This is a genomic window from Halorussus salinus, from assembly GCF_004765815.2.
Classification (GTDB): domain Archaea; phylum Halobacteriota; class Halobacteria; order Halobacteriales; family Haladaptataceae; genus Halorussus; species Halorussus salinus.
On the sequence record NZ_ML974127.1, the window covers coordinates 75,029 to 101,091 of the forward strand.

General features: G+C 65.7%; 22 protein-coding genes and 1 other RNA gene. 10 read left to right on the plus strand and 13 right to left on the minus strand.

The genetic code is table 11. The features are described from left to right. Nucleotides 1-56: 56 nt before the first annotated feature. The 4 genes from EPL00_RS00390 to EPL00_RS00405 all read left to right on the plus strand — a co-directional run bounded on the left by EPL00_RS00390 (nt 57) and on the right by EPL00_RS00405 (nt 2,527). Nucleotides 57-488, plus strand: coding sequence for a histone family protein (locus tag EPL00_RS00390; RefSeq protein ID WP_135852363.1), 432 nt, complete (start codon nt 57-59; stop codon nt 486-488). A gap of 215 nt (nt 489-703) precedes the next feature. Further along, nucleotides 704-1,723: a histone deacetylase family protein gene (locus tag EPL00_RS00395; RefSeq protein WP_135852362.1), complete on the plus strand. Its 1,020-nt coding sequence runs from the start codon at nt 704-706 to the stop codon at nt 1,721-1,723. Nucleotides 1,724-1,905: 182 nt separating this feature from the next. After that, complete coding sequence (locus tag EPL00_RS00400) at nt 1,906-2,148, plus strand: antitoxin VapB family protein (protein ID WP_135852361.1); 243 nt, start codon at nt 1,906-1,908, stop codon at nt 2,146-2,148. Beyond that, on the plus strand, nt 2,129-2,527 hold the full coding sequence (locus EPL00_RS00405; RefSeq protein ID WP_135852360.1) for a PIN domain-containing protein: 399 nt from the start codon (nt 2,129-2,131) through the stop codon (nt 2,525-2,527). Before EPL00_RS00400 ends, EPL00_RS00405 begins: the two co-directional genes overlap by 20 nt. A gap of 2 nt (nt 2,528-2,529) precedes the next feature. On the opposite strand, the gene EPL00_RS00410 is transcribed toward EPL00_RS00405, so the two are convergent. Further along, nucleotides 2,530-5,034, minus strand: a complete 2,505-nt coding sequence (locus EPL00_RS00410) for a heavy metal translocating P-type ATPase (RefSeq protein WP_135852359.1) — start codon at nt 5,032-5,034, stop codon at nt 2,530-2,532. 413 nt (nt 5,035-5,447) lie between these two features. Continuing rightward, an RNA gene (rnpB, locus tag EPL00_RS00415) (RNase P RNA component) lies at nt 5,448-5,893 on the minus strand. A gap of 186 nt (nt 5,894-6,079) precedes the next feature. Between rnpB and EPL00_RS00420 the strand changes: the two genes are divergently transcribed. Then, the gene (locus EPL00_RS00420; RefSeq protein WP_135852358.1) at nt 6,080-6,682 is read left to right on the plus strand and encodes a TIGR00296 family protein; all 603 of its coding nucleotides are present in this window, start codon (nt 6,080-6,082) and stop codon (nt 6,680-6,682) included. Between the two features lie 212 nt (nt 6,683-6,894). Here EPL00_RS00420 and EPL00_RS00425 read toward each other — a convergent pair whose 3' ends face one another. Both EPL00_RS00425 and EPL00_RS00430 read right to left on the minus strand, forming a co-directional pair. Next, nucleotides 6,895-8,046, minus strand: a complete 1,152-nt coding sequence (locus EPL00_RS00425) for a nicotinate phosphoribosyltransferase (RefSeq protein WP_135852357.1) — start codon at nt 8,044-8,046, stop codon at nt 6,895-6,897. Nucleotides 8,047-8,154: 108 nt separating this feature from the next. Beyond that, a complete protein-coding gene (locus tag EPL00_RS00430) occupies nt 8,155-9,675 on the minus strand; it encodes an Hvo_1808 family surface protein (RefSeq protein WP_135852356.1) in 1,521 nt (506 codons plus the stop codon). A gap of 148 nt (nt 9,676-9,823) precedes the next feature. Here EPL00_RS00430 and EPL00_RS00435 point away from each other — a divergent pair, with 148 nt between their 5' ends. Together EPL00_RS00435 and EPL00_RS00440 are read left to right on the plus strand one after the other, a co-directional pair. Next, nucleotides 9,824-10,396 carry a cysteine hydrolase family protein gene (locus EPL00_RS00435; RefSeq protein ID WP_135852355.1) on the plus strand — a complete coding sequence of 191 codons (573 nt, stop codon included), beginning with the start codon at nt 9,824-9,826 and terminating at the stop codon, nt 10,394-10,396. A gap of 101 nt (nt 10,397-10,497) precedes the next feature. Then, nucleotides 10,498-11,943, plus strand: a complete 1,446-nt coding sequence (locus EPL00_RS00440) for a short-chain fatty acid transporter (protein ID WP_135852354.1) — start codon at nt 10,498-10,500, stop codon at nt 11,941-11,943. 25 nt (nt 11,944-11,968) lie between these two features. Here the strand turns inward: EPL00_RS00440 and EPL00_RS00445 are convergent, their stop codons facing one another. Further along, nucleotides 11,969-12,478: a DUF7344 domain-containing protein gene (locus EPL00_RS00445; protein WP_135852353.1), complete on the minus strand. Its 510-nt coding sequence runs from the start codon at nt 12,476-12,478 to the stop codon at nt 11,969-11,971. Nucleotides 12,479-12,656: 178 nt separating this feature from the next. Further along, a complete protein-coding gene (locus EPL00_RS00450) occupies nt 12,657-13,664 on the minus strand; it encodes a hypothetical protein (RefSeq protein WP_238398095.1) in 1,008 nt (335 codons plus the stop codon). Here EPL00_RS00450 and EPL00_RS00455 point away from each other — a divergent pair. The 3 genes from EPL00_RS00455 (at nt 13,663) to EPL00_RS00465 (ending at nt 16,314) form a co-directional block, all read left to right on the plus strand. Beyond that, nucleotides 13,663-14,364: a lipoate--protein ligase family protein gene (locus tag EPL00_RS00455; RefSeq protein WP_135852352.1), complete on the plus strand. Its 702-nt coding sequence runs from the start codon at nt 13,663-13,665 to the stop codon at nt 14,362-14,364. The two genes, EPL00_RS00450 and EPL00_RS00455, sit on opposite strands and share 2 nt — an antisense overlap. A 60-nt stretch (nt 14,365-14,424) precedes the next feature. After that, the gene (locus EPL00_RS00460; RefSeq protein WP_135852351.1) at nt 14,425-14,868 is read left to right on the plus strand and encodes a DUF5518 domain-containing protein; all 444 of its coding nucleotides are present in this window, start codon (nt 14,425-14,427) and stop codon (nt 14,866-14,868) included. A 135-nt stretch (nt 14,869-15,003) separates the two neighbouring features. After that, on the plus strand, nt 15,004-16,314 hold the full coding sequence (locus EPL00_RS00465) for a dihydroorotase (protein ID WP_135852350.1): 1,311 nt from the start codon (nt 15,004-15,006) through the stop codon (nt 16,312-16,314). A gap of 454 nt (nt 16,315-16,768) precedes the next feature. Here EPL00_RS00465 and EPL00_RS00470 read toward each other — a convergent pair whose 3' ends face one another. From EPL00_RS00470 to EPL00_RS00500, 7 genes are all read right to left on the minus strand, one after another. After that, a complete protein-coding gene (locus tag EPL00_RS00470) occupies nt 16,769-16,930 on the minus strand; it encodes a hypothetical protein (protein WP_162224118.1) in 162 nt (53 codons plus the stop codon). A gap of 49 nt (nt 16,931-16,979) precedes the next feature. Further along, nucleotides 16,980-17,348 (minus strand): DUF7268 family protein, encoded by a 369-nt coding sequence (locus EPL00_RS00475; RefSeq protein ID WP_135852349.1) that lies wholly within the window; start codon nt 17,346-17,348, stop codon nt 16,980-16,982. A 2-nt stretch (nt 17,349-17,350) separates the two neighbouring features. Further along, the gene (locus EPL00_RS00480; RefSeq protein WP_135852348.1) at nt 17,351-18,307 is read right to left on the minus strand and encodes an ABC transporter permease; all 957 of its coding nucleotides are present in this window, start codon (nt 18,305-18,307) and stop codon (nt 17,351-17,353) included. A gap of 2 nt (nt 18,308-18,309) precedes the next feature. After that, nucleotides 18,310-19,323: an ABC transporter permease gene (locus EPL00_RS00485; protein ID WP_135852347.1), complete on the minus strand. Its 1,014-nt coding sequence runs from the start codon at nt 19,321-19,323 to the stop codon at nt 18,310-18,312. Between the two features lie 122 nt (nt 19,324-19,445). Continuing rightward, on the minus strand, nt 19,446-21,191 hold the full coding sequence (locus tag EPL00_RS00490) for an ABC transporter substrate-binding protein (protein WP_135852346.1): 1,746 nt from the start codon (nt 21,189-21,191) through the stop codon (nt 19,446-19,448). A gap of 122 nt (nt 21,192-21,313) precedes the next feature. Then, entirely contained in the window at nt 21,314-22,993 is a 1,680-nt protein-coding gene (locus tag EPL00_RS00495; protein ID WP_135852345.1) for an ABC transporter substrate-binding protein, read from the minus strand. 239 nt (nt 22,994-23,232) lie between these two features. Further along, entirely contained in the window at nt 23,233-25,728 is a 2,496-nt protein-coding gene (locus tag EPL00_RS00500; RefSeq protein ID WP_135852344.1) for an ABC transporter ATP-binding protein, read from the minus strand. Nucleotides 25,729-26,063 lie beyond the last annotated feature (335 nt).

Below are 26,063 nucleotides of genomic sequence, written 5' to 3' on the forward strand. Positions count from 1 at the left end.
GTTCCTCGAACAACGCTTTGGAAAGAACTAAGGGCGCAAGATTCGCGGCATTGGATATGAGCGTCGAGTTGCCGTTCGCACCGGTCGATACGATAATCAGACGGAACGCTGGCGACCTCCGGGTCAGCGCCGACGCCGCCGAGGAGCTAGCGCGTCGAATTCAACTCCACGGGGCCGACCTCGCCATCGACGCGGCCGAACACGCCACCGCCGACGGGCGCAAGACCCTGATGAGCGACGACTTCGGCGTCGAGCAGGTCGTGGACAAGGAGGACCTCGAACTCCCCGTCGCGCCCGTGGACCGCATCGCCCGCCTCGAAATCGACGACAGCTACCGGGTCGCGATGGACGCCCGCATCGCGCTGGCGGACATCCTCGAAGACTACGCCGACAACGTCGCCAAGGCCGCCGCGGTCCTCGCGCGCCACGCCGACCGCCGGACCGTCAAGGCCGAGGACATCGAGACGTACTTCGAGCTGTTCGGCTGAGTCTCGCCCCGCGAACTCGGACCCGACGAGACCCCCGGCCGCAACCGTCCGCGGTGCCGACCGGCGCAAATCGAGAGTCCGTACGTATCCTCGATTCGAGCGCGGTCGAAATCTCCGCCGCGGTCGAAGCGGTTAAATTCCACTGTCCACGATTGTAACACGTGCTACCGACTACCGAATCCCACGCGGTGGGAGGAGCGACCGACCAGTAATTCATGAACTTCGGCTACAGCGAGGAGTGTCTCGCCCACGACACCGGCGAGCGCCACCCCGAGACCCCCGACCGACTCCGCGCCATCAAAGAGCGACTCGCCCGCAAGCACGGCGTCGAGTACGTCGAATCGAGTCCCGCGACTAGCGACTGCGTCGAGGCGGTCCACGACGCCGACTACGTCTCGGAGTTCCGCGAGTTCTGCGAGACGGGCGGCGGCAACTGGGACCCCGACACAGTCGCGGTCGAGGCGACGTGGGACGCCGCGCTCCGGTCGGCCGGACTCGCCTGCTGGTCGGCCGAGACCGCCCTCGACGGCACCGACGGCCGCGACACGCCATTCTCGCTCGGGCGGCCGCCGGGCCACCACGCCGTCGAGGACGACGCGATGGGGTTCTGCTTCTTCAACAACGCCGCCGTCGCGGCCCGCCACGTCATCGAGAGCGACGACACGGACGCCGACAGCGTGGCCATCTTCGATTGGGACGTGCATCACGGCAACGGCACCCAAGACATCTTCTACGACGCCGGAGACGTGTTCTACGCCTCGCTCCACGAGGACGGTCTCTACCCCGGCACGGGCGAGATAGACGAGACCGGCGAGGGCGAGGGCGCGGGCACGACGTTGAACCTCCCGCTCCCCGCGGGCGCGGGCGACCCGGAGTACCGCGACGCCTTCGACGAATTGGTCACGCCCGCCTTCCGCGAGTTCGACCCGGACCTGCTGGTCGTGAGCGCGGGGTTCGACGCCCACCGCCACGACCCCATCTCCCGGATGCGGGTCTCGACGGAGGGGTACGGCATGCTGACCGACCGTGTCCGGAGCCTCGCCGACGACATCGACGCGGCGCTCGCGTTCGTCCTCGAAGGCGGCTACGGACTCGACACCCTCTCGGACAGCGTGGCGGAGGTCCACGAGACCTTCGACGGGAAGCGACCCCTGACCCCCGACGACGAGGCTAGCGACGACGTGCGGGCGCTAATCGACGAGATTCGAGCGTCGCATCCTGCACTGACGGAATAAATTGGGAAGCTAGCGATCCGTCTAGCGAACACGAAATACCCCCCTGCTCCGGGGCGTTACCGTCGGGTAATAGAGTGAGGTATCACTGTCACCTTGCACGTGCTTCGATAGACCACGTAAATACATTTGGCAAACTGTATCTCCCCGAAATACATTTACGTGTACACGTAAACAACCGACGTATGGCGACGAAGACACTCACGATTAGAGAAGACGTTTATGACCGTCTTAAGTCGATGAAACGCGACGATGAAAGTTTTAGTGACTTGCTCGACCGTCTTTCTGGTGGCGAAGAGGACGTGATGAAAGGTTTTGGTGTGTTCTCGGGCGAAGAAGGTGAGGAGTTCGCCGCAGGTGTCGAGGAAGCCAGCGAGCGAATGGACCGCGATTTCAAGGAGCGAGCAGATGATCTATTTGGACAGTAGCGTTCTCGCTGATTATCTTCGTGGTCGGCAGTACGTCGGTGAGTACGTCCAAAAACACGACTCTACAAAATTTCATACGTCGAGTATCATCATGTGGGAGTTGTTCTATGGGGCACTGAACCACGACTCCTCGTCACGAACGATGGAAACCGTTGCAGAATCACTTTCGTGGCTCGAAGTGGTCCCGTTCACGTTCGAGGATGCCGCCGAAGCGGCCTCCGTCCGTGACGAACTTTACTCGAACGGGACGCCGATACAAGTCCCGGATATGCTCCTTGCAGGTACAGCACGGCAGGCCGGTGGAACAGTAGTAACCTGTGACAAGGACTTCGAACAGGTTCCGAACCTCTCGGTCGAACTCCTTGCTCCCGAAAAGTAGGATTAGTCTTCAGAGTCCGGGTCCACTCTCGCCAACCGCATCGCGTTACCCGTCACGCCCAGACTCATCCCCATGTCGCCGACGACGATGGCGACGGCGACCGAGACGAAGCCGAGGGGCGCGCCGACCGCCAGCACCGCCTTGACCGCGAGGCTGGCCCAGATGTTCTGGCGGATGACGCGGTTGGCCTTCCGCGAGAGTCGGTAGAGGTACGGCACCTTCCGGAGGTCGTCGCCCAGCAGGGCGATGTCTGCGGTCTCGATGGCGGTGTCGGTCCCGGCCGCGCCCATCGCCACGCCGACCGTCGCGGCCGCCATCGCGGGCGCGTCGTTCACGCCGTCGCCGACCATCGCCACCGAGTCGTAGCGGTCGGTCAACTCCTCGACGGCTTCGACCTTCTGCTCGGGCAGGAGTTCGGCCCGGAACTCGTCCACGCCGACCTCGTCGGCGACCGCGCGGGCGGTGCCCTCGTTGTCGCCGGTGAGCATCACCGTCTCGATGCCGAACTCTCGCAGGCGCGCGACCGTCTCCGCGGCGGCCGGGCGCACCTCGTCGGCGATGGCGAGGACGCCCTCCAGTTCGTCCTCGGTGCCGACGAGGACGACCGTCTTGCCCTCGCGTTGGAAGCGGGGCACCACGTCGGCCAGCAGGTCGAGGCAGTCCTCCCGGTCGTCGCACCGACTCTCGGCGGCCTCGGCGACGACCGCGCCGCCGTCGGTCGAGAGGTGGACGTGTTCCAAGTCGAAGCCCAACTCCGAGAACAGCGCGGGCTTCCCGGCGTAGTGGGTCACGCCGCCGAGGTCCGCGCGGACGCCCTTGCCGGTCAGGCTCTCGAAGTTCTCGATGGGTCGGTCGCGGCCCGCCTCGTCGTGGGGGTCGCCGTGGTCGTGGGCATACTCCACGATGGCCTCCGCGAGTGGGTGTTCGCTCCGGCGTTCGAGGTCGTGAGCGCAGTGCAGGAGGTCGGCCTCGTCGTTGCCGTTGAGCGCCACTACGTCGGTCACGGCCAACTCGCCCGCGGTCAGCGTCCCGGTCTTGTCGAAGGCGACGGCCTCGACCGCGCCCATGGATTCGAGGTGCGGGCCGCCCTTCACGAGGACGCCGTTGCGGGCCGCGCTAGTGACACCCGAGACGACCGAGACCGGCGTCGAGATGACGAACGCGCAGGGGCAGGCCACGACGAGCAGGGTGAGGCCGCGGACGAACCACTCGCGGAAGGCACCGCCGAACAGGAGCGGCGGCACGAACGCGGTCAGCAGTGCGCCGACGACGATGATGGGCGTGTAGTAGGCGGCGAACCGCTCGATGAACTGCTCGCGGTCGGTCCGGTCACGTTGGGCGTCGCCGACCAACTCCACGACCTGCGAGAGGGTGGTCTCGTCTGCCTCGGCGGTCGCCTCGACTTCGAGGTAGCCCTCCTCGTTGACCGTCCCGGCGTAGACCTCCTCGCCGGGCGATTTGTCCACCGGGACGCTCTCGCCCGTGATGGGCGCTTGGTTCACCGCGCTCGCGCCCTCCACGACCTCGCCGTCCACCGGAATCTTCTCGCCCGGTCTGACGACGACGACCTCGCCGACCGCGACCTCCTCGACGGGGACGGTCGTTTCGCTTCCATCTCGGCGGACTGTCGCGGTGTCCGGCGAGAGTTCCATCAACTTCCGGACCGAGTTGCGCGCGCGGTCCATCGAGAAGCGTTCGAGGAGTTCCGCCACGCTGTACAGAACTGCGAGCGTCGCGGCCTCGAAGTAGAGGCCGACCGCCACCGCCGCGACGACGCCGGTCCCCATCAGCAGGTCGATGTCGAGACTCAGCGTCTTCGCGGAGTAGTAGCCGTTCCGCAGAATTGCTTGGCCAGCGATTCCGGCCGCGAGCAGGAGGAGGACCGACGAGAGGTGAAACTCGCGGCCCAGCGCGGTGAACAGCAGGGCGTCGGCGCTCGTCAGGAAGAATTCGAGGAGCAAGCCGACGACCATGAGCGCGCCCCCGGCCCACGTCTTGAGCGCGCGCGGACTCGTCCAGACCTCGCTGGGCGCGGCCACGTCCGGGCCGCCGTCGTCTTCCTCGGCGTTCGCGACCTCGTAGCCCGCGCCCTCTATCGCGGCGACGACCTCCTCGCGGTCGGCGTCGCCGGTCACGAGGACCTCACCGGTCGCCGGACTGTTTTCGAAGGACTCGACGCTAGCGACCGCGTCGAGTGCGTTCTCGACCTTGCCCGCACAGGACGGGCAGTCCATCTCGGGGACGGAGAGGCGGAGTTCGCCGTCCGCGTCCGTACCGCCGGTGTCTTCGACCGCGTAGCCCGCGGCCTCGACGCGCTCGCGGACGGCCGCGGCGTCGGTCTCGTCGGCGTCGTAATCGACCCGGAGCGTTCCGGTCGTCGGTGCCGGGTCGGTCGCGCGCACGCCGTCGAGTCGCTCGACGCTCGCGGTCACTTTCCCGGCGCAGGACGGACAGTCCATCTCGGGGACCGAGATGCGGACCGTCCGTTCGCGCTCGTCGGTAGTCATTGCTCGACAGTAGTCACCGGAGAGTTATTAATTGCACTGTCAGAAAACCCCGCCGAGATGAGTGAGATTGTTAATGAATCTGCTCCGAATTAATATCCGTGGCGCAAGCTCCGATTTACGTCGCGTCAAGTTCACGTTTCCGATACCGAGAAACCGTTCACGAGCGTTCATTGCGTTACGGACCGGCCGTAATCGCGAACGAACTCCAACTGTCTGTCCTGCTTATTGTGAATCGTCCACAAACGTAAACCGATGAGCGCCATCGAAGTGGGACTGGGAACGACCGCTCTGAAGATCGGGGCCGCGGTCACGGTACTCACGGCCGAGGTCATCGTCGCGCTCGCGGTCTTGATACTCGCGTTCGGGTGACGAGAATCGACACCGGGGACGGCACGCTCCTCGTAGTCGAAGACGGCTGAGGGGAGTAAGCCCCCTTCTGTTCGTCCGAGTATTCGGCTGAGCGTCCGCGCCGTCGTTCGGGCTACCTTGACGACGCCCGGCGTCGAGACGCCGAGCGTCGCGGCGTGGACTTGCACCGGCGAGGATTCGCCGTTCCATCCGTTCTCTCCCGTCTCACGTAACGTGGCAAAGCCACGCCCTCGGCGGTATGCACCGCCTCACAACGTGGCAGAGCCACGCTAGCCCTCGGTGGGTCAACTCTCCGTTCCTTGCCGCGGCGCGAGCCGCTTCGGGTCGGGATTCGCGCACCTCATCGGTCGAGGAGAGGGGTCTCGTTTCTGTTCCAGAGCCAGTGGTCTCCCACTCCGGACTTGCGTCCGGTCGCCTGCCCGAACGGTGGGGGGACTTTCCTCACGGGGGCGCGCGAGCGCGCCCTCGCGGGAACTCGGCTCCCTCTGCCGAGCGAACGTAGCGCCTCGCCGGGTTTAAGGAATTCGGTGCGACGCGCCTCGAAACCGGTCGTTACCCCACTCTCAGGCCGATGTTACCCCGTGATAACGCGACCCATATGAAACGTAGCGGGAGATTTCCGCGTTTAGTATTGAAGGGAAGACTTGAAGGTACTTCCTGCCCAATGAGTTTCTGTATGGCACAGGCTCAGGCAGTAACTCTCTCCTACGAGGATGGCACGCGGGCCGTCGAACTCGCACGGGAATCCGTCGAATCCTACGTCATCAACGGGCAACGCGAACAGCCCGGTAGCATGCGCGAAGCGTTCTACGCCCGGACGGGCGTGTTCGTTCGACTCTGCTCGACGCGAGGACGCGGCCGACTTCGGGGGTGTGATGGTGCCTACGAGGGCACCGACCAACTCGGTCATCTCATCGTAGATTCGGCCATCAGCGCGGCCAGCGACACCTCGTGTGGCTCCGAGGTCGAGGAGGCAGAGCTTCCGAACCTGAAAATCTCGGTCTGCGTGGTCCGGGACACCGAGTTCACCGAGGAGCCGGTCGAAGACATCGAACTCGGGACCCACGGCGTCGCGATAGAGGGGCGAGGCAACCAAGCGTGGATGTACCCGACGCTTCCCATCGAAAACGAGTGGAGCGTCTTCGAGTACTTGGACCGAACCTGCCGGAAGGCCGGTCTCCCGAAGGGGGCGTGGGAGGACGACGACGTGATGGTGACGCTGTTCGACGGACAGGTCTTCAGCGAGCGTGAACCGGAAGGAACCGTCGAAGAGCTGTAAGACGACCTTTTCCTGCGGTCGGCGCATAAACGCGCCTCCCTCGCAAAAGCTCGATTAAAAACACGTCGTCACCCCTTCACTCGTCTCTCGCTCCGCTCGGGTCTCGTTCGAGGGTTCCTCGGTCCGCTCTCTCGTCGCCGCGCTCCTCGTTCGCGGCGAGTGACCAGTGCGTACCGCTCCGCAACCGCGAGGGTCGCCGAACAGATGCGTCGTTACGCTTCGTCTCGGAACCCGACCGCCTCGGCGTCGGCCAGCGCGCGGTCGGCCGCCTCGTCCACGTCGAACTCCCGGACGAGTTCGCCGTCTCGAATCAGCGGTTCGAGCAACGCCTCGCCGCCCTCGGGGTCTGCGCGGTCGGCCAACCCGACGTGGTGGCCGCCGTCCGGCGTCCGGAACGCCTGCTTCTTCCCGGAGAGCTTGCCCCGCTTGGAGACCAACTCGCCGTCCAGTTCCACGATGTCGAGCGCGAAGTCCAGCGGGTCGGCGTTGCTGACGTGGCCGCCGACGCCGAATCCGTCGGCGAGGTCCCGGAGTTCTCGGAGGTCGGCGGGACCCAACCCGCCGCTGACGAATATCTCCACGTCGTCGTGACCCCGCGCGTCGAGTTCCCACCGGACCTCCCGGACGATGTGTCGGAAGTCGCCGCGGCGCGAACTCGTCGTGTCGAGGCGCACGCCGTCGAGCGCGTCGCCGAGTGCTTCCGCGGCGCGGATGCTCTCGTCTTTCTCGTCGGAGTAGGTGTCACAGATTGCGATGCGTGGCACGTCGGGGTCCACCGTCTCGTCGAACGCCTCCCACGCCTCCTCTTGGTCGCCGAAGGCGATGACCAGCGCGTGTGGCATCGTGCCGCTGGCCTCCCTGCCCAGTACCTCGCCCGCCGCGACGTGCGAGAAGCCGTCGAGGCCACCGACGAGCGCGCCGCGCTCTATCATCGGCGCGATAGCGGGATGGACGTGGCGCGCGCCGAAACTCAGGACCGACGAGTCGGGCGCGGCCCGGCGGGCCTCCAACGCCGCGGTGGCGACGCCGCTCTGGTGGGAGAGAAAGCCAAGTAGCGAGGTCTCGTAGCGCGCGAAGTCGAGGTAGTCGCCCTCGATTCGCATCACGGGACCGCCGTCGAACAACTGCCCCTCGGCCATCGCGTCCACGTCGATGGGGAGTCCTTCCAGCAGGCGGGCCGCGTCTTTCACGCCCGCCAGCAGGTCGAACTCGCCGGTCGGGAACTGGTCGCGCGTGACCTCCGCCACCACGCGGGGGTTGCGGTCGGCTCCTCGAAGGGTCTCCTCGGTCCGCAGGAAGTAGGCGTCGGTCGCCGTCCCGTCACGGATGGCCTCGTCGGACACCACGTCGAACCCGTCGCTCATCGCCGCCACCTCGGGAGATTCATGCTCGCACGTACCTCCGCCGGAGCGAAAAAGCTCCCGCTTGCCGGTCGTCGCTCGCGAGAAAAAACGAGACGCGTCGTCTCCCGTCTACGCCGCCGGTGCCGCACCGGACCGGACGTTCGGGAGTTCCGAGACGGACGGAGCGTTCACGACGACGACGGTGTCGCCGGTCCGCTTGACGTAGAAGGCGTCGGCGAACCCGTTACCGCTGGGGATTCGCCACGTGTTCTTGCGCGTATCGACCTTCTGTGCGCCGTTGTACTTCAGGACCTCCCGGTAGCCCGTGACGAACTCCGAGGCGTCCTGCTGGGAGTCCCAGACGGACTTCCAGACGTAGCCGGTCTCGTTGTCCTTCGCCGCGCCGTTGGTGTAGACCGCGAGTTTGTCGCCATCCCACCCGTTCGAGTAGGTGCTGTTGTAGTTCAGCGGGTCGATGGGGTCGAGTTGGCTCGAACCCTGCTGGCGGTTGAAGAAGTCCCGCGCGGGGACGATCTGGGTCTGCTGGTTGCTATCGTAGAAGGGGTACATGAACATCGCCATCATGCCCGCTTCGCCGACGCTCGCGTAGTTCGGCCGGTTCGAGAACGTCAGGCGCTCCCAGCCGTCGCTCGCGCTGTTCTCGACGGAGAACTCGGCGGGCGAGTCCTCGCCGTACTTGTCGGGGTGGATGACCTGCTCGGTACTCTCCGGCGGGTTCTCGTAGAGGTCGTTGACCGCTTCCCAGCCGCCCTCGTCTTTGACGTGCTTGACGAACGCCGGGCCGTCGCTGTAAGGCTGGAACTTCAGGAGGTACGGACCGATGTTGGCGAGGCCGCCGCTCGCGCTCGACCCCGAGGAGGCCTGCGGGGTCAGACAGTCGCCGTTCCACTCGTCCTGACACCGCTGGGAGTAGAGGTAATCGACGTAGTTGCCGTCGCCCTCGATGACGCCGTCCTTGGCGTTGTGGAGTTCACGCGTCGTCTGGTTGAACGACGAGAAGTTGAACTTCTGGTCCTGCAACGCGTGGAACAGCTCCTGAGAGAGGGTAATCTCGTCGAGTTGCGGCGTCGATTCGTTCTCCGAGATGACGACGATCTGTTGGTTCGTGGGGTCGTAGTAGCCGCCGACCGACGACCCGGAGTTGCTGTTCTGGACTCCGAGCGAGTCGGTGGACTCGTTTATCATGAACAGCGACTCGTACTTCGCGTTGTCGAACGTCCGGCGAGCCTCGGGGGTCCCGTCGCTCGACTGGTTCGCGCGGAACTGTTCGCGGGTCTTTATCTCGACCGGCACTTGCTCCTCGAATTCGAGCTTCCGGATTCGCTCGACGCGAGCCATCGCGCGAGCGACCGTCTTGTCGAGTTCGGTCTCGTTCAGGCCGTCGTTGGGGTTCACGTCGATGGTCTCGTTGTACCAGAGGCCGGACTCCCAGCCGAGAACGTCGGTCTCGGGGTCGTCGGGTTTGACGACTGCGTCCTGCTGGCCGGTCGTCGTGTCCGCCCCGGAACCGGGCTGGGTCGTCGCCTCGGTCGTTCCGTCCATGTCGGTCGTCGTGCCCGCGCCGGGGGCCTGCGAACAGCCCGCGACGACGAGCATCAACACGACCGCGATTGCGATTGTCGTGCGCATTTCCTGTGACCACAACGTAGGACTACACCGACAAAAACCTCTTGAATGACTGCTGAAAAAAGTCGGGACGGAACCGAACGGGCGAAAAGACCGGTGCAGCGCCGAGCGTCGGAAAAACGTTTTCGGCGGCGAGCGAGTAGGTTCGACCATGAGCTTCGACCCGGATTCGACCGCAGTCGTCGTCGTGGACATGCAGAACGGCTTCTGTCACCCCGAGGGAAGCCTCTACGCGCCCGCCAGCGAGGAGGCCCTCGCGGACGTGTCGGCGGTCGTCGCCGCCGGGCGTGACGCGGGCGCGTCGGTCGTCTACACCCGCGACGTGCATCCGCCCGAGCAGTTCGAGGACAGCCACTACTACGACGAGTTCGAGCGGTGGGGCGAACACGTCCTCGAAGGCTCGTGGGAGGCCGAACTCCACGACGACCTCGACGTGCGCGAGGAGGACCACGTTGTCGAGAAGCACACCTACGACGCCTTCTACCGGACCGACTTGGAGGGGTATCTCGACACCCACGGGATAGACGACTTGCTCCTCTGTGGAACGCTGGCGAACGTCTGCGTCCTCCACACCGCCGGGAGCGCCGGGCTTCGGGACTACCGACCCGTGTTGGTCGAGGACGCGCTGGGGTACATCGAGGAGGACCACAAGGAGTACGCCGTCGAACACTCGGAGTTCCTGTTCGGCGAAGTGACGACGAAGGACGCCGTCGAGTTCGCGTAGGGCGACCGGCCGAGCGCCTCGCACCTGTGGTTCGAAATTTTAACTTCTGGCGATTATGACTCCTAATTTTTATATCGCGCAGGTGTGAGAATCGGACACGTATGTCATCGGCTTCCGGCGGTACGGCGATACAACGACTGGGCGCACGGATTTCCGAACACGTGGAGCGGTGGATGCCGAGTCCGTTCCTGTTTGCCATCATCCTCTCGTACGTGGTGTTCGGGGGTGGACTCTCGCTCGGAAACGGTCCGGCGGAGATGGTCGGGTTCTGGTACGACGGCTTCTGGAGCCTACTCACCTTCGCCATGCAGATGGTACTCATCCTCGTGACGGGGTACGCGCTGGCGTACCACCCGTGGGTCCAGCGCGCTATCGGTTGGCTCACGAGCCTCCCGAACGACGGCAAGCAGGCGGTCGTCCTCGTCGGCGTCCTCTCGATGGTCGTCGCGTGGATTCACTGGGGACTGGGCCTCATCGCCGGTGCGGTAATCGCCCGCGAGATGGGTCGCCAAGCCCACGAACGCGACATCTCGGTCCACTACCCCCTGCTCTGCGTCGCGGGCTACATGGGCATGGGGCTGACGTGGCACTGGGGGCTGGCGGCGTCCGCGCCCCTGCTGATGAACACCGAGGGCAACGTCTTCGTCGAGGAGGGCGTGGTGAGCGGACTCATCCCGCCGTCTCAGACCATCTTCCACCCCTACACCCTCGCGTTGACTGTCCTCGGAATCGCCTACGCCGCGGTGGTACTCTACCTCCTCGCGCCGCCGAAGTCCGAGACCGACGGTATCACCGAGTACGTCCCCGAGAACGAACTGTTCGGCCGCGAGGACGAGGCGGCGACCGACGGCGGCGAACTCGACGCCGCGACCGAGGCGGACGCCGCCGACACGACCGCCGACGAGGCCGCCGACCCGACGATAGGCGAGCGAATCGACCACAGTAACCTCCTCGGCGGTCTCATCGCGCTGGGCGGCGTCCTCTACGTCGGGGGCGTGTTCGTCACGGACGGACTCGACGCGCTCAGTCTCGACACGATGAACTTCGCGTTCCTGTTCCTCGGCCTCCTGCTGTACACCGCGCCCAAGGAGTACCAAGAGCAGTTCTACGAAGCGGTCTCCTCGACCGGCGGTATCATCCTCCAGTTCCCGCTGTACGCGGGCATTATGGGCATGATGAACTCGTCTGGCCTCTCGGAGGTGCTGGCCGAGACGCTCGTCTCCGTCTCGACGCCCGCGACGTTCCCGGCGGTTGCGTGGATGACCGCTGGCATCGTCAACGTCTTCGTCCCCTCGGGCGGCGGCGAGTGGACGGTCATCGGCCCCATCGTCATCGACGCGGCGCAGGACCTCGGGGTTCCGCTCGGCCAGACCACGGTCGCCTACGCGGTGGGCGACGCTCACACGAACCTCCTCCAGCCGTTCTGGGCGCTCCCCCTGCTCGGCATCACCGGCATGCGCGCTCGGGACATGTTCGGCTACGCGGTGACGATGCTCCTGTTGCTCGTCCCGTTCCTCGCCATCGCGCTGACCGTCATCCCGTACTGAACGGGCCGGTCGGCCGCTCGGCGCGCTACTCCTCGCGCTCGAAGTGGACGTACTGGAGCGCCTGCCGGATGCAGAAGTCCTTCTCAACGGGGTCGTCGGCCGCGAGCGCGTCCGAGAGGTGTTCGAGAGCGCCGGGGCCAGCGGCCGTGGTCACCGACTTCGCGTCGGCGTCCGGGTCGGCGCGACCGAGCAAATCCGAGACGAGTTCCGACCCGACGTAGCGGACCGTCTCGGTTCGGGGGTCGTACTCGATAACGTCGGCCTCGTCCAGTTTCGACACGTCCTTGTGGTGGAGCGCGACCGCGACCGACTCGAACTCGTCGTCCCGCCTGTCGGCAACGTAACCAGCGAGGTCCGTGACCGTGGCCACGTCGTCCGACGAGCGCAGGAAGTACTGCACGACGAGGCGTCGCCGCGGGTCGGCCAGCGCACCGAAGAGGTCGTCCAGTCGTGACGCCCCGACCGGTGTCTCCGCCCGTCGTTCCCCGTCGTTCGTCTCGCCGTTTACTGTATGGGTGGAACCTTCCCCTTTCACACTCGGATAGACGAAAACGCGGAGGTTGTACTTTCGCCCTCGAAACGAAGGCTAGGGAAACTGATTCGTCGCACGTCGCTCACGTCCTCGCCCCACCGACGACGCTCCACCGCTCTGCGCTCGACCGCGAGCGAACGCGCGGTTTCCCTCGACGGAAATCCCGCCGCGGGCGTCGGGGTCAGCGCGTCAGGCGCACCGCGACCTCCTCGCCGACCGCGAAGTCGGTCTCCGGGCAGACGAGTTTCGCGCCGAGCGCCTCGCGCGCGAAGCAAAACGAGAGGCCCGTGACGGGCGTCCCGTTGGCCACCACGGTCACGTCGTCCCACGTGACGGTCCGCGAGTCGGTCGCTCCGACTCGTTGCCCGGCGAGCGAGACCGACGCGACCGATTCGTTCGCGCCGCTCTCGGCCCGCCCGCCTCCGATTTCGGAGACGCCGCCGTCCCCCGAGGAGTCGGCGGCGACGACGCCGCCGCCCTCGTAGTGGGGGAGGCCGCCGTCTAAAATTCCACCACCGTCGCCGTTCTCGCCGTCCGGCGCGATACCGGCGAACAGTTCGCCCGGCGCGGGGTGGTCGGGTGCGTCGAGAATCGCGTAGGTGTCGCCCGCCGCCACGACCGTCCCGCGGCCGTCCCACGGGACTGCCGCGAGTTCGACCTCGGGGGCCAGTTCGACGGGGAGCGACCCCGAGGCCCGGAAGGGGTCGGCGTCGTGGTCTCGGAATCCGAGATGGACGTGGTTGTCCACCCACGGTGCGAAAAAGCCCGAGCGAATCATCTCGCCCAGCGACTCTCCTCGGGCTATCTCGTCGCCGGGTTCGACCGCCGGTTCGACGTGGAGCATCCGCGCGAGGTACTCGCCCGTGTCCACGACGACGAGGTGGTCGTCCGGTCCCGCGTACTCCTTGGGCGGGGCCGAGACCGTTCGGGTGGCGACGACTTCGCCCGAGACGGGACTCGGCGCGGCGGTCTCGCGTTCGTCGTTGGCTTCCCTGCGCTCGCTCCCCTCGCGCCAGTCGCCCTCGTGGGGGTAGAGGTCGATGGCACACCCCTCGTCGTGGGCGGCGTACGGCGAGTTGTACAGCGAGAATCGCGGGAAATCGTCCAGTAGTTCCGGGCCGACCGTGACCATCGGTCGCCTCTCGGAGACGCGAGGGTTTAGGTACTCCGGATGTGAAAGTGCGGACATGCGCGTACTCCGCGGCCGGGCGGCGAGTCGGGACGCCGACCGCGAAGTCGTCGCGGCGATGCTCGAACGGGCGGCCGAGACCGCCGAGGAGTCCGTCCGGGTGTGGCGGCCCCACCGCCAACTCGCGTTCGGGCGGCGCGACTCGCGGGCCGACGACTACGAGGTGGCGACGAAGGTGGCCGACGCCTGCGAGTTCCCGCCGGTCGAGCGGTCGGTCGGCGGGCGAGCGGTCGCCTACACGGGCAACACCGTCGCGTTCGCCAAGGTCGTCCCCTTGGCCGACATGCGAATCGGGATGGACGACCGCTACGACGAGACCACCCGCGCGGTCCAGCGCGCCCTCTGGCGACTCGGCGCTCCGGCCTCGCGGGGCGAACCCGAGGGGAGTTTCTGTCCGGGCGACTACTCGCTCCAGCAGGACGGCAAATTGGTCGGAGTCGCCCAGCGCGTCCGGAAGAACGCCGCGCTCGTCTCGGGGGTCGTCGTCGTCTGCGACCACGACGAGATAGCCGAAGTCCTCGACCCCGTGTACGCCGCCCTCGACGTGCCCTTCGACCCGGAATCGGTCGGAAGCGTCGCCAAGGCGGGCGGGACCGACGACCCCGAGCGCGTCGCTCGGACCGTCGAGAATCTGCTCGTGGGCGGCGCGACGACGCAAGTCGAACAGGTCGGTGACTCCTCGGACGCCGCGGCCGACTGAGCCGGTTCCGCTCGGTCGTGCGAAGAGTATATGGGGGTTCTTGGTTAGTTTCGAACACGAATGTCCCCGTCGCTCGTCCCGACCTCCTCGTCGGCGTGGCGACTCGCGCTCGTCGGCGCAGTCGCTTCTCTCCCCGTCACGGCACTTCTGAACCGACTCCCGGATTCCGGCGCGACCCTCGGCGGTGGCATCATGGTCGTCGGCGCGTTCGTCGCGGGCGTCGCGGCCGCGATACGCTCGGCGGACTCCGACGTTGCGATAGACTCGGGCGACGCCGGACTCCGTGCCGGTCTCCTCGGTGGCGTCGCCGGAATACTCGCGCCCACGCTGACGGCGGACGGTCCGTCCATCGAGGCGCTGGTAGCGTGGCCCTCGCCGCTCAGACTGGTCGGGTTCGTCGTGGTCGCACTCGCTCTCGCCTCGATGTTCGGCTTGGCGTTCGGTCGAATCGGCGGCTGGGTGGCGACTACCGTCACGACTCGGTGGTCCCCGTCTCCGTCGTAACCGCGAGTTCGGGCGAACTCTCGTCCGGTCGCGTGACGGACCGAGCCGATACCGGTCGCTGATCTCTGCGACGCCACGAGTCCGAATCGCGAATCGGGACGCTTAGGACGGGGACCCCCCAATCCACCGACCAGCATGCTCACCATCCGGAACGCCACGCTCGCCGACGGCCGCGAGGTAGACGTGCGCATCGACCCCGACGCGGGCCGCATCGCGGGCGTCGGCTCGACGCTGACTCACTCGGGCGACTCCATCGACGCCAGCGGGAAGCTCCTCTTGCCGGGGATGATAGACGCTCACGTTCACTTCCGCGAACCCGGCTTCTCCCACAAGGAGACGTGGGAGACCGGCAGTCGCTCGGCCGCGGCGGGCGGCGTGACGACCGTCGTGGACCAGCCAAACACCGACCCGCCGACCGTGGACGGCGAGTCGTTCGACCGGAAGGCCGCCCTCGCGGACTCCTCGTACGTCGATTACGGCATCAACGGCGGCGTCACCGGCGAGTGGAACCCCGAGGAGCTGTTCGACCGGCCGACGCTGGCGCTCGGCGAGGTGTTCCTCGCGGACTCGACCGGCGACATGGGCATCGACGAGGAGTTGTTCCGCGAGGCGGTCGCGGCGGCGACCGACGAGTACCGCGTCGTCACCGTCCACGCCGAGGACGCCGACCTGTTCGACGACGACGCGAAAGACCGACCGGACGACGACTACGATGCGTGGAGCGCCTACCGGACCGCCGAAGCGGAGGCCGCCGCGGTCGAGCGCGCTTGCGAAATCGGGGATGAACTGGATGCGCTGGTCCACATCGCGCACACCAGTACGCCGGAAGGTGTGGACACGGCGAGCGAGTGGGGCGCGACCTGCGAGGTGACGCCCCACCACTTGCTCCTCTCGCGCGAGGACTACGACGAGTTGGGCACCTTCGGGCGGATGAACCCGCCGCTCCGGAGCGAACAGCGCCGCGAGGCCGTCTTCGAGCGCGTCGCGGACGGGACCGTAGACATCGTGGCGACCGACCACGCGCCCCACACCCGCGACGAGAAGGACGCGAGCGTCTGGGATGCCCCCAGCGGCGTGCCCGGCGTCGAGACCGCCCTCCCGCTTCTGCTCGAAGAAGCTCGGAAGGAGAACCTGAGCTACGAGCGCGTTCGGGACTTGACCGCCGCGAACCCCGCCGACGTGTTCGGTCTCACGCGAAAGGGCAAGGTCGAGCAGGGCTTGATGGCCGACCTCGTGTTGGTAGACCCCGACGCGAGCCGCGAGATTCGCGGCGAAGACCTCCACTCGAAGTGCGACTGGACGCCCTTCGAGGGCATGCGGGGCGTGTTCCCCGAGTTGACGATGGTCCGCGGAAACGTGGTGTACCGAAGCGAATCCGCCGAGTTCGAGGGCGTGGACGCCGACGGCGAGTTCGGCGAACCGGTCGGCGAGAACGTCCGCGGATAGGGACCGAGACGGTCTCCGGACGAGAACCGGACAAACCGCAAGTCGGCGGCTGGCGAGGAGACCGTATGAGTGATACTCTAGAAATTTAGCGCGTATTCCGAGAACGTTCGTCTGCTTTTTCCGGAAAGAGATGAAAGAGTTGCCCAAAAGAGCGCAGTTATGTGTATATATCGCATAGGATGTATCGTCGGCGCGCTCCCGCCGACTGATGCACTGTCAACCGACTAGAAGGGTACTCGTCCGCCGACGTACTCGACGCAGGCGCCTACTCGGACGCCTCCGTCATCCACTTTTGCCGTGCGATGTCGATAATCGAGCGGGACTCCTCGGGGTACGGACTGCCCTATCGACTTCCGTAGCCACGCCCGAGGAGAACCGGAGTTTCGACCGACGGGGCCTCCTCGGCGGGAAAATACCGTTCGAGACGCGAGCGTCCCCGGACTCCTCGCGCGGTTCAGTCGGCGATACCGTCGCGGAGGACCGGGGCGAAGGCGTAGCCGACCGCGACGAGTGCCAGCACGACCGCGAACAGCCGACCGGGGTCTTGGTTGGCCTGCCAGACGACGAACGCGAGTCCGAGACCGACGGCGAGAGCGAGGCGCGTAGTCCGATTCATGCCCGGACGTACGAAGTCCACGACTTAAAACCGGCTTACTTCGGCGGTGCTACGCGAGGCCCCCGACGACCAGCGTCGCCGCCATCGCGCCGACCATCCCGCCGAGACCGACGCTGCCGAGGAGCGCCATCGCCTGCCGGGAGTCCGCTTCCGACCAGTCGGAGCGGCCGCCGATGTGTCGCTGGAAGTTCTCGATGCCCTTGCCCGCGAACACCGACCCCGACCAGCCCAGAATCGAGAAGCCGAAGACGAGCGCGCCGACCGCGAACACCTTCTCGCTGGCGAACACCAGCGTCTCGCCCGAGAGGACGAGCAGCGGCACGGCGAGAGCCGCCAGAACCCCGCCGAGCAAGAGCGCGCGCCCGAGTCGCGCCGCGCGTTCCCGGACGGTGGGGTCGGTCGAATCGCCCGAGACCATCGCTAATCGACGGTCTCGCGCATCCGCGGGTCGAGCGCGTCGCGCATCCCGTCACCCAGCAGATTGAACCCGAGGACGGTGATGGCGAGGAACAGACCGGGGAAGAAGGACCACCACCAGTCGCCGGTCAGCAGGCCCTGATTCACGCCGTTCGACAGCATCAGTCCCCACGATGGCGTCCCCGCCTCGGCACCGAACCCGAGGAAGGATAGCGCGGCGATGTCGATGATGGCCAGTCCGAAGTTGAGCGTGGACTGGACCGTGATGGGCGCGAGGCAGTTGGGCAGGATGTGGCGGACGATGACGCGGGGGTCTTTCGCCCCCAGCGCCTCCGTCGCCTCGATGTACTCGTCTTCCAGCACCTTCAGCGCGGCCCCGCGGACGACGCGAGCGAACCGCGGCGTGTAGACGAGCGTCAGCGCGATGACGACCTTCCAGAGGCCCGTGCCGAAGATGGCGACCAGCGCGAGCGCGAGCAGGAGGCTCGGGAACGCCAACAGCACGTCCATGGTCCGCATGATGACGTTGTCGGTCACGTCGTCGTAGTAGGCCGCCATGATGCCGAGTCCGACGCCCAGCACCGTCGAGGCACCGACCGTGATGGTGCCGTACTTCATCGCGAGCCACGCGCCGTACAGCACGCGCTCGAAGATGTCCCGCGACTGGATGTCCGTGCCGAAGGGGTACGCGAACGCGCCGTACTCGCCGACGATGGCGGTCTTCTTCGAGAGCCAACTCGGCGGCGCGAGGTTGGGGTTGGTCCCGATTTGGCTCTGGGTGACCGACGTGAGGTCGATGAACAGGCGCGCGTACAGCGCGATGGCCACCATCGCGAAGATGATGGTCAGACCCGCGACGGCGAGGCGGTTCGACAGCAGTTCGGAGAGGAACGGGGACGCGCGGAGTCGCTCCACGACGCCGCGTTGGCCCACGTCCTCGCGTTGTGTTTCTGTACTCATCGTTATTGGTCGATTCGCGGGTCGAGATACGAGTAGGTCACGTCCACGAGGAGATTGACCAGCGTGAACAGGAACGCGAAGGTGAGGACGGTGCCCTGCACGACCGGGTAGTCACCGACCTGAATCGCGCTCACCAGCAGGGTGCCGATGCCGGGAATGCCGAAGACGGTCTCGGTCAGGACCGCGCCGCCCAGTAGCGTGCCGAACTGGATGCCGATGACCGTCACGACCGGGATGAGCGCGTTCTGGAATCCGTGTTTCATGACCGTAATCCTCGAGCCTTGGCCCTTCGCGCGGGCGGTCCGCATGTAGTCCTGCCGGATGACCTCCAGCATCGACGACCGCATCATCCGGGAGACCAGCGCCATCGAGTAGATGCCGATGACGACCGACGGCAGGAACAGGTGCATCGCCGCAGACTGGAACGCCGCGAAGTTCCCCTGTACGAGCGTGTCGAAGGTGATGATGCCCGTGATGGGCGTGATGCTGAACTCCGAGGCGATGCGGCCGCTCGCGGGGAACCAGCCGAGAATCTGGGCGAACAGCAGGATGAGGAGCGGACCGCTCCAGTAAATCGGGACGCTGATGCCGGTCAGCGCGCCGATGCGGGTCACGTGGTCGCTCAGCGCGTCCTGCTTGACCGCCCCGAGGAGACCGATGGGGATGCCGAAGAGGATGCCGAGGAACTGTCCGAACAGCGCCATCTCAAGCGTGACCGGCAGTTTGAATCGAAGCACCTGCTTGACCGGCGTCCCCTTCTGAATCTGGTAGGAGTTACCGAAGTCGAACTGTGCCGCTTCGAGCAGGAACCTGCCGTACTGTACCCAGATGGGGTCGTTCAGCCCGAGTTCCGTCCGGACCTGCTGGACGAACTGCTCGGACGCCCGCTGGCCCGCGATGACGCGGGCGGGGTCGCCCGGTGCCAGATGCAGGATGGCGAACACGAACGTCGCCACCCCGAACAGCACCGGGACCAACAGCAGGAGGCGTTTGACAACGAACCGCTTGGAAATCATTCACTCGCAAGATTGACCGCGAGGGTCAAAAAAGACTCGCTACGGCGGTGCCCTCACCCGGCGTCGGAAAGTCGCCGAGGACGACGGCCCGCCCGACTGCTGTCGATGGCGTTACGCGCGGCCTACTCGCTTAGCGAGACCTGATTGAGGAACGGGCCGCCGATGGGCGCGATTTCGAAGCCGCTGACGCGCGAGGAGACCCCGCGCATCGTCTTGGTGTGGTCCAGCGCCACCCACGGCTGCTCTTCGTGGAATATCTCGCCCGCTTTCTGGTACTTGGGCTTGCGCTTGCCCGTCTCGTAGGAGGTCTGGGCCTCCTCGGTGAGCTTCATGAACTCGGTGTTGGCCCACGCCGCGGCGTTGAGCGTGCTGAAGTCGTCGTGCTTGCTCGGGTCCGCCCAGTCCTGTCCCTCGGGCACGGCGTCGGTCGAGATGCCGGGGTGCAGCAGCGCGTAGTAGAAGTTGTCCGGGTCGCCGTTGTCGGTCATCCACCCGAGGAAACACGCGTCGTGCTTGTAGTTCTCGGTGTAGGTGAGGTAGGACTTCCACGGCATCGTGTTGAGTTCGACCGAGACGCCGACTTCACCGAGGTTCGACTTGATGAGTTGGGCGGCCTGCCGCGGCGAGGGGAGGTAGGGCCGCGGGTTCTTCATGATGGATAGCTCGAAGCTCATCCCGTCGTATCCGGCCTCTTTCAGCATCTTCTGGGCCTTGTCGGGGTCGTAGGGGTACGGGTCGAGGTCCGGGTTGTACCCCATCACGCTCTCGGGGATGGGCTGGCTGGCTTGCGAGGCGATACCTTTGAAGATGGTGTTGACCATCGACTCCGTGTCGATGGCGTAGCTGACGGCCTGCCGAACCTTCTTGTTCCGGAAGGCTTCGACGCGCGCCATGTTGAACGCCATGTAGCCGACGTTGATGCCGGGTATCGAGACGAGTTCGGCCTTGTTCGACCCCTCGATAATCTTCGAGGACTGGGCACCCAGTCCGTCCACGATGTCCGCGCCGCCCGAGACGAGCGTCTGGGCGCGCGTCGAGTTCTTGCCGACCGTAGTGAACACGAGTTCGCCGACCTGCGCCTTCTGTTCGCCCCAGTAATCGTCGTTTTTCGTCAGGCGGATGCGCTCGTTGCCCTTGTCCCAGTTGTCGAACTGGAACGGTCCGGTCCCGACCGGATTGCTCTTGAGTTCCTTGCCGTACTCCTTGATGGCCTCTAGGGAGTGGACCTTCGAGCAGAACATCGCGAGGTTCGGCAGGATGGGCGCGTACTGCTGGTTGAGGGTGATCGTAACCGAGTACTCCCCGTCGCTCTCGACGGAGTCGATCCAGCTACCGAGCGAGTACGGGCCGTAGGACGACGCGTAGGAACCGCCGGGGTAGTACTCGTAGTCCTCGTCCACGAACCGGCGATACGTCGCCACGAAGTCCTCGGCGGTGAACTCCTCGCCGTTGTGGAACATCACGCCCTCCCGGAGGGTCATGCTGATGGTCTTGCCGTCGACGTTCCACTCGGTCGCGAGTCCGGCCTTCAGCGAAGTCTCGCCGGGTTCGAACTCGATGAGGCTGTCGTAAATCTGGTTGGTGACCTTCGCGACCTCGCCGCTGGTCGTGTTCTGGAAGTCGAGGGTCGCCGAGTCGGACCCGCGGGCGTAGGTCAGCGTCCCGCCGGAACTCCCCGCGTCCTCCTCGGTGGTCGTCTCGTCGGTCTCCTCGCCGCCGGACGTGGTGTCGGTCTCGTCGGTCTCGTCGGTGGTCGTGGCCTCGCCGTCGCCGCCGCCACCGGTACACCCGGCGAGCGTCGCCGCCGCCGTCGCACCGCCTGCCGCCTTCAAGAAACTACGCCGCTTCAAACTATCATCTGTCGCCATAGGGCACCATGCTCACACCGTCCACATAAGTATGCCGAACCAGAGGGATGAGAAAAATAGGACAATTACTCGCTATTGAGTTGTATTTTTGCGAAACGTCGAAAGATGGAAGAATGTCGATGTCAGTTCGAGAGGCTGACCTGCTTGAGGAACGGCCCGCCGATGGGCGCGACGACGAAGTTCTCGACGTTCGGCCCGATTCCCCGAAGCTCCTTGGCGTGGTCCATGAACACCCACGGGACCTCCTCGTGGGCGATTTCGGCGGCCTGTCTGTACAGGTCCGCGCGCTCCTGTCGGTTGTACGTCCGCTGGGCCTGCTCGGTCACGTCCATGAAATCGGTGTTGGCCCACGCCGCCACGTCAAGCGTGTTGAGGCCTTCCGTATCCCAACTCACCCAGTCTTGGCCCTGTGGCACTTGGTCCTGCGAGATGCCGGGATGGAGCAACGCGTAGTAGAAGTTGTCGGGGTCGGCGTTGTCGGTCATCCACCCGAGGAAACACGCGTCGTGCTTCCCGGAACTGGTGTAGTTCAGGAAGGGGTTGAACGGCTGTTGGTTGATGTTGACCGTGACGCCGACCTGCTCCAGATTCGACTTGACCGTCTGGGCCGCCTGAATCGGCGACGGGTTGTACGCCCGCGGGTTCTGGAACGTCGCCAACTCGAAGGTGAACCCGTCACCGTACCCCGCGTCGTTCAGCAGTTGTTGGGCCTGCTGGGGGTCGTGTGGGTACGGGTCTAGCTCCTCGTTGTAGCCGAAGACATTCGACGGAATCGGTTGGCTCGCCTGCACCGCGATGCCGCGGAAGATGGTGTTGACGATGGCTTCGGTGTTGATGGCGTAGCTGATGGCCTTCCGGACGCGCTTGTCGCGGAACGCTTCGACGCGCGCCATGTTGAACGCCAGATAGCCGATGTTGATGCCCTGCTTCTCCAGCAACTCGGCGTTCTGAGACTGGTCCACGATTTGGGCGGCCTGCGCGCCCAACCCGTCGATGATGTTCGCGCCGCCAGAGACGAGCGTCTGGGCGCGGGTCGTGTTCGACCCGATGGCCGTGAACACGACCTCGTTCACGCTCGGCACCTGCCCCCAGTAGTTCTGATTCGCCGAGAGGCGGATGCGCTGGTTGCCGGTGTCCCAGTTCTCGAAGACGAACGGGCCGGTTCCCATCGGATTCGTGCTGAGGTCCGTGCCCCGCTCCTGAATCGCCCGCTCGGACAGGACGCTGGACGCGAACATCGCGAGGTTCCGGAGGAACGGCGCGTACCGCTGTTCCAACTGGATGGTCATCTCGTAGTCGCCGTTCTTCTCGACGCCGCTGACCCAGTTGCCCAGCGTGAACGGGCCGTACGACGAGACGTACTCGTCGCCCGGATAGTACTCGTAGTTCGAGTCGGTGAACCGGCGATACGTCGCGATGAAGTCGTCTACGGTACACTCGTCGCCGTTGTGGAAGGTCGCGCCCTCCCGCATCGTGACCGTGGCCTGCTGGCCGTCGAGCGACCACTCGGTCGCCAATCCTTCGATGAGCGAGGACTGTCCCGGCTCGAACTCGATGAGTCGGTCGTATATCTGGTTGGTGACCTTCACGTCCTCGCCGCTGGTCGTGTTCTGCGGGTCGAGCGTCCCGGAGTCGTTCCCGCGCGCGTACGTGAGCGTCCCGCCGCCCTGTTGTCCGTCCCCTTGCTGTACGTCCTCCGCGCTCCCGGTATCGACGTAGCCCGCCACCGAGGCCGACGCCGCCGCCCCACCGGCCGCCTTGAGCAAGCTCCGCCGCGAAACGGATGTGTCGTTTGAAGTCATCCAACGATACCAATCAATGATTCGGGATATAAGAATACGGGACCACATTGAACCACAGTCGGATTAGTTCAAAACTCCTACCGGTGTGCAACCAGTTCCGTCCGCTGTCACGAACGGGCGGTAGCGGACGACTGCGACGCTCTCGCCCGAGGAGACCGCGACGCTCTCCGGCGAGGCTCCCTCGCGGTTCCCCGCCCGAGGAGCGCGACGGACCGTCGCCGGAGCGGAAAAAGAAGAGGCTACTGCGGTTGGTCGTAGAGGTGGCAGGCCGACGGGTGGGCCTCGTCCTGTAGCACCGGGTCCTCGCGCTCACAGACGCTCTCGAAGTGGTCGGCCAGTAGCGACTCGGCGGATTCCCAGTCGCCCGACGCGAGGTGGTCGAACGACTCGGCGACGAGTTCGCGGGGCCGACCGTCGGGTTCCGCGTCGAACAGGCGGTCCCAGAGGACCGTCTTGAACGCGGCGGGCGAGGCGTCCGGTCGCCCGCCGTCGGCCGCGGTCGCCGTCTCGGTCCGGGCGGCGTCGCCGTCCGCGGCCTCGTCCCACACCGCGTCGAGGTCGATGGCGCGCTCCTCGACGCGTTCGCGGTAGTTCATGATTTGGCGGTAGGCGTCCTGTTCCACGTCGAGGTCGTCCGGCGGGATAATCTGGGGACACCGCGTCCGGAAGTGACACCCCGACGGCGGGTCGATGGGCGAGGGCACGTCGCCTTCGAGGATGACCCTATCCGCGGTGTCGGTACGCGGGTCGGGTTCCGGAATCGCCGAGAGGAGCGCCTGCGTGTAGGGGTGTTTCGGGTCGGCGAACAGTTCGTCGGTGTCGGCGACCTCCACGATTTCGCCCAGATACATCACCGCGATGCGGTCGCAGATGTGGCGGACCACGCTCAGGTCGTGGGCGATGAACAGGTAGGTCAGTCCGAACTCGTCTTGGAGGTCTTCGAGCAGGTTCAGAATCTGGGCCTGCACGGACACGTCGAGCGCCGACACTGGTTCGTCGGCGACGATGAAGTCCGGGTCCACGGCGAGGGCGCGAGCGATGCCCACGCGCTGGCGCTGGCCGCCCGAAATCTCGTGGGGGTAGCGGTCGTACTGGCCCTCTTCGAGACCGACCGCCTCCATCAGTTCCGCGACGCGGTTCCGGCGCTGTTGTTTCTTGGACGTGTCCCCCTCGGGAGCCTCCTCGGGAAGGCCGTGAATTTTGAGGGGTTCGGCGATGATCTGACCCACCGTCATCCGCGGGTCGAGGCTGGACAGCGGGTCTTGGAAGATCATCTGCATGTCCTTGCGCTTGTCGCGCAACTCCTCGCGGTCGAGGTCCGAGAGGTCGGTGCCTTGGAACACGATGCGGCCGTCGGTCGGCTCTTCGAGGTGGAGCAGGGTCCGACCCGCGGTGGACTTGCCACACCCCGACTCGCCGACGAGTCCGACCGTCTCACCCTCGTAGATGTCGAAGTTCACGCCGTCGACGGCTTTGACGCTCTCCACCTCGTCGGCGAGCCACTCGTCCAGCAGGCCGTCGGCCCGCGAGAAGTGCTTTTTCATCCCCTCGACTTCGAGGAGTTGCTCGCCCACCTCGTGGTCGCGGGTCGTCATCGTCTCGAACTCCTCGCCGTACTGGCTCTCGTCGAAGTCTTCGAGGACGCACTTCGCGCGGTGGTCCACGTTCTCCGGCCCGTGCTGGAGGTTCGGAATCTCGCCCTCGGTACACTCCGGTTGGGCCCACGGACACCGCGGCGCGAAGTGACAGCCTTGGGGCATGTCGATGAGGTCCGGGACGTTGCCCTCGATTGGCGTCAGGCGCTCCTTGTCCTCCTGCGGGATAGATTCGAGCAGGGCGTAGGTGTAGGGGTGGCTCGGGTTGTGGAATATCTCGTCCACGGGACCGACCTCCACGATGTCCCCGGCGTACATCACGGCCACGCGGTCGCAGGTCTCGGCGACGACGCCGAGGTCGTGGGTGATGAAGAACACGGACATGCCGAGCTCGTCCTGCAAGTCGTTGATGAGGTCGAGAATCTGGGCCTGAATCGTCACGTCGAGCGCGGTGGTCGGCTCGTCGGCCACCAGCAGTTTCGGCTGGCAGGCCAGCGCGATGGCGATGAGAACCCGCTGGCGCATCCCGCCCGAAAACTCGTGGGGGTACTCCTCGACGCGCTCGGTGGGTTCGGGGATGCCGACCTCTTCGAGCATGTCGATAGTGTCTTCGAGTATCTCCTCGTCAATCTCTTTCCCGCCGAGACTCGGCGCTATCTCCCGGACCGCGTTCCACCACGAGTCCTTCCGACGGCCACCGTACTGGTGGAGTCGCAGGCTCTCGGCGACCTGTTCGCCCACGGTCAGCGCGGGGTTGAGCGAGGTCATCGGGTCTTGGAAGATCATGCTCACCTCGCCGCCCCGAATCTCGCGCATCGGGTCCTCGGGCGTCGAGAGGAGGTCTATGTACCCCTCGTCGGGGAACACGAAGTCCCCGACTCCCGAGGGGTATCGCTCGGCGAAGTCGGCGGCTAGCTCCTCGTGGTGGAAGGCGGCCTCGCCGTCCGCGATTTCGCCGGGGTTGTCCACCAACTGCATCAGCGAGAGCGCGCTGACGCTCTTGCCCGACCCGGACTCGCCGACGAGACCGACGGTCTCACCCTCCCGAATCGTGAGGTCGAAGTCGTCTACCGCCTCGACCACACCGCGTTCGGTGTTGAACTGCGTCCGCAGATTCGAGATTGACAGTAAGTCACTCACAATTACGCGAACGTGGTGCGTCCGCGGGCAAATACCTTTCCACTTTTCTACCGGACTCGGCCGACGAAACGCGGCCGAATCGCCGTAGGGGCCTCGGAAATAACGGCTCGCTCCGATTCGCAAAAATGGCCACGGAAGCCAGCCTGATGCTTCCTTCCGGCGCGCGCGAACTTCGTTACGTCTTCATCCATATAGACTTACGTCTTCATCCATACAGACCGGCGCGTGCGGGCGCGGCGCGTTCACGCGCCGCGCCATCTCGCGCGAGGGATGAGTAGCGCAGGCCTTTGGTCGAGCAACGCAATCGGTTGGGGAGGCGTGTGGCCTGCTGTCGC

Coding starts and splice junctions, on each gene's coding strand:
- EPL00_RS00390 (WP_135852363.1), top strand. CDS start 57: ATGAGCGTCGAGTTGCCGTTCGCACCGGTCGATACGATAATCAGACGG.
- EPL00_RS00395 (WP_135852362.1), top strand. CDS start 704: ATGAACTTCGGCTACAGCGAGGAGTGTCTCGCCCACGACACCGGCGAG.
- EPL00_RS00400 (WP_135852361.1), top strand. CDS start 1,906: ATGGCGACGAAGACACTCACGATTAGAGAAGACGTTTATGACCGTCTT.
- EPL00_RS00405 (WP_135852360.1), top strand. CDS start 2,129: ATGATCTATTTGGACAGTAGCGTTCTCGCTGATTATCTTCGTGGTCGG.
- EPL00_RS00410 (WP_135852359.1), bottom strand. CDS start 5,034: ATGACTACCGACGAGCGCGAACGGACGGTCCGCATCTCGGTCCCCGAG.
- EPL00_RS00420 (WP_135852358.1), top strand. CDS start 6,080: ATGGCACAGGCTCAGGCAGTAACTCTCTCCTACGAGGATGGCACGCGG.
- EPL00_RS00425 (WP_135852357.1), bottom strand. CDS start 8,046: ATGAGCGACGGGTTCGACGTGGTGTCCGACGAGGCCATCCGTGACGGG.
- EPL00_RS00430 (WP_135852356.1), bottom strand. CDS start 9,675: ATGCGCACGACAATCGCAATCGCGGTCGTGTTGATGCTCGTCGTCGCG.
- EPL00_RS00435 (WP_135852355.1), top strand. CDS start 9,824: ATGAGCTTCGACCCGGATTCGACCGCAGTCGTCGTCGTGGACATGCAG.
- EPL00_RS00440 (WP_135852354.1), top strand. CDS start 10,498: ATGTCATCGGCTTCCGGCGGTACGGCGATACAACGACTGGGCGCACGG.
- EPL00_RS00455 (WP_135852352.1), top strand. CDS start 13,663: ATGCGCGTACTCCGCGGCCGGGCGGCGAGTCGGGACGCCGACCGCGAA.
- EPL00_RS00450 (WP_238398095.1), bottom strand. CDS start 13,664: ATGTCCGCACTTTCACATCCGGAGTACCTAAACCCTCGCGTCTCCGAG.
- EPL00_RS00460 (WP_135852351.1), top strand. CDS start 14,425: ATGTCCCCGTCGCTCGTCCCGACCTCCTCGTCGGCGTGGCGACTCGCG.
- EPL00_RS00465 (WP_135852350.1), top strand. CDS start 15,004: ATGCTCACCATCCGGAACGCCACGCTCGCCGACGGCCGCGAGGTAGAC.
- EPL00_RS00470 (WP_162224118.1), bottom strand. CDS start 16,930: ATGAATCGGACTACGCGCCTCGCTCTCGCCGTCGGTCTCGGACTCGCG.
- EPL00_RS00475 (WP_135852349.1), bottom strand. CDS start 17,348: ATGGTCTCGGGCGATTCGACCGACCCCACCGTCCGGGAACGCGCGGCG.
- EPL00_RS00480 (WP_135852348.1), bottom strand. CDS start 18,307: ATGAGTACAGAAACACAACGCGAGGACGTGGGCCAACGCGGCGTCGTG.
- EPL00_RS00485 (WP_135852347.1), bottom strand. CDS start 19,323: ATGATTTCCAAGCGGTTCGTTGTCAAACGCCTCCTGCTGTTGGTCCCG.
- EPL00_RS00490 (WP_135852346.1), bottom strand. CDS start 21,191: ATGGCGACAGATGATAGTTTGAAGCGGCGTAGTTTCTTGAAGGCGGCA.
- EPL00_RS00495 (WP_135852345.1), bottom strand. CDS start 22,993: ATGACTTCAAACGACACATCCGTTTCGCGGCGGAGCTTGCTCAAGGCG.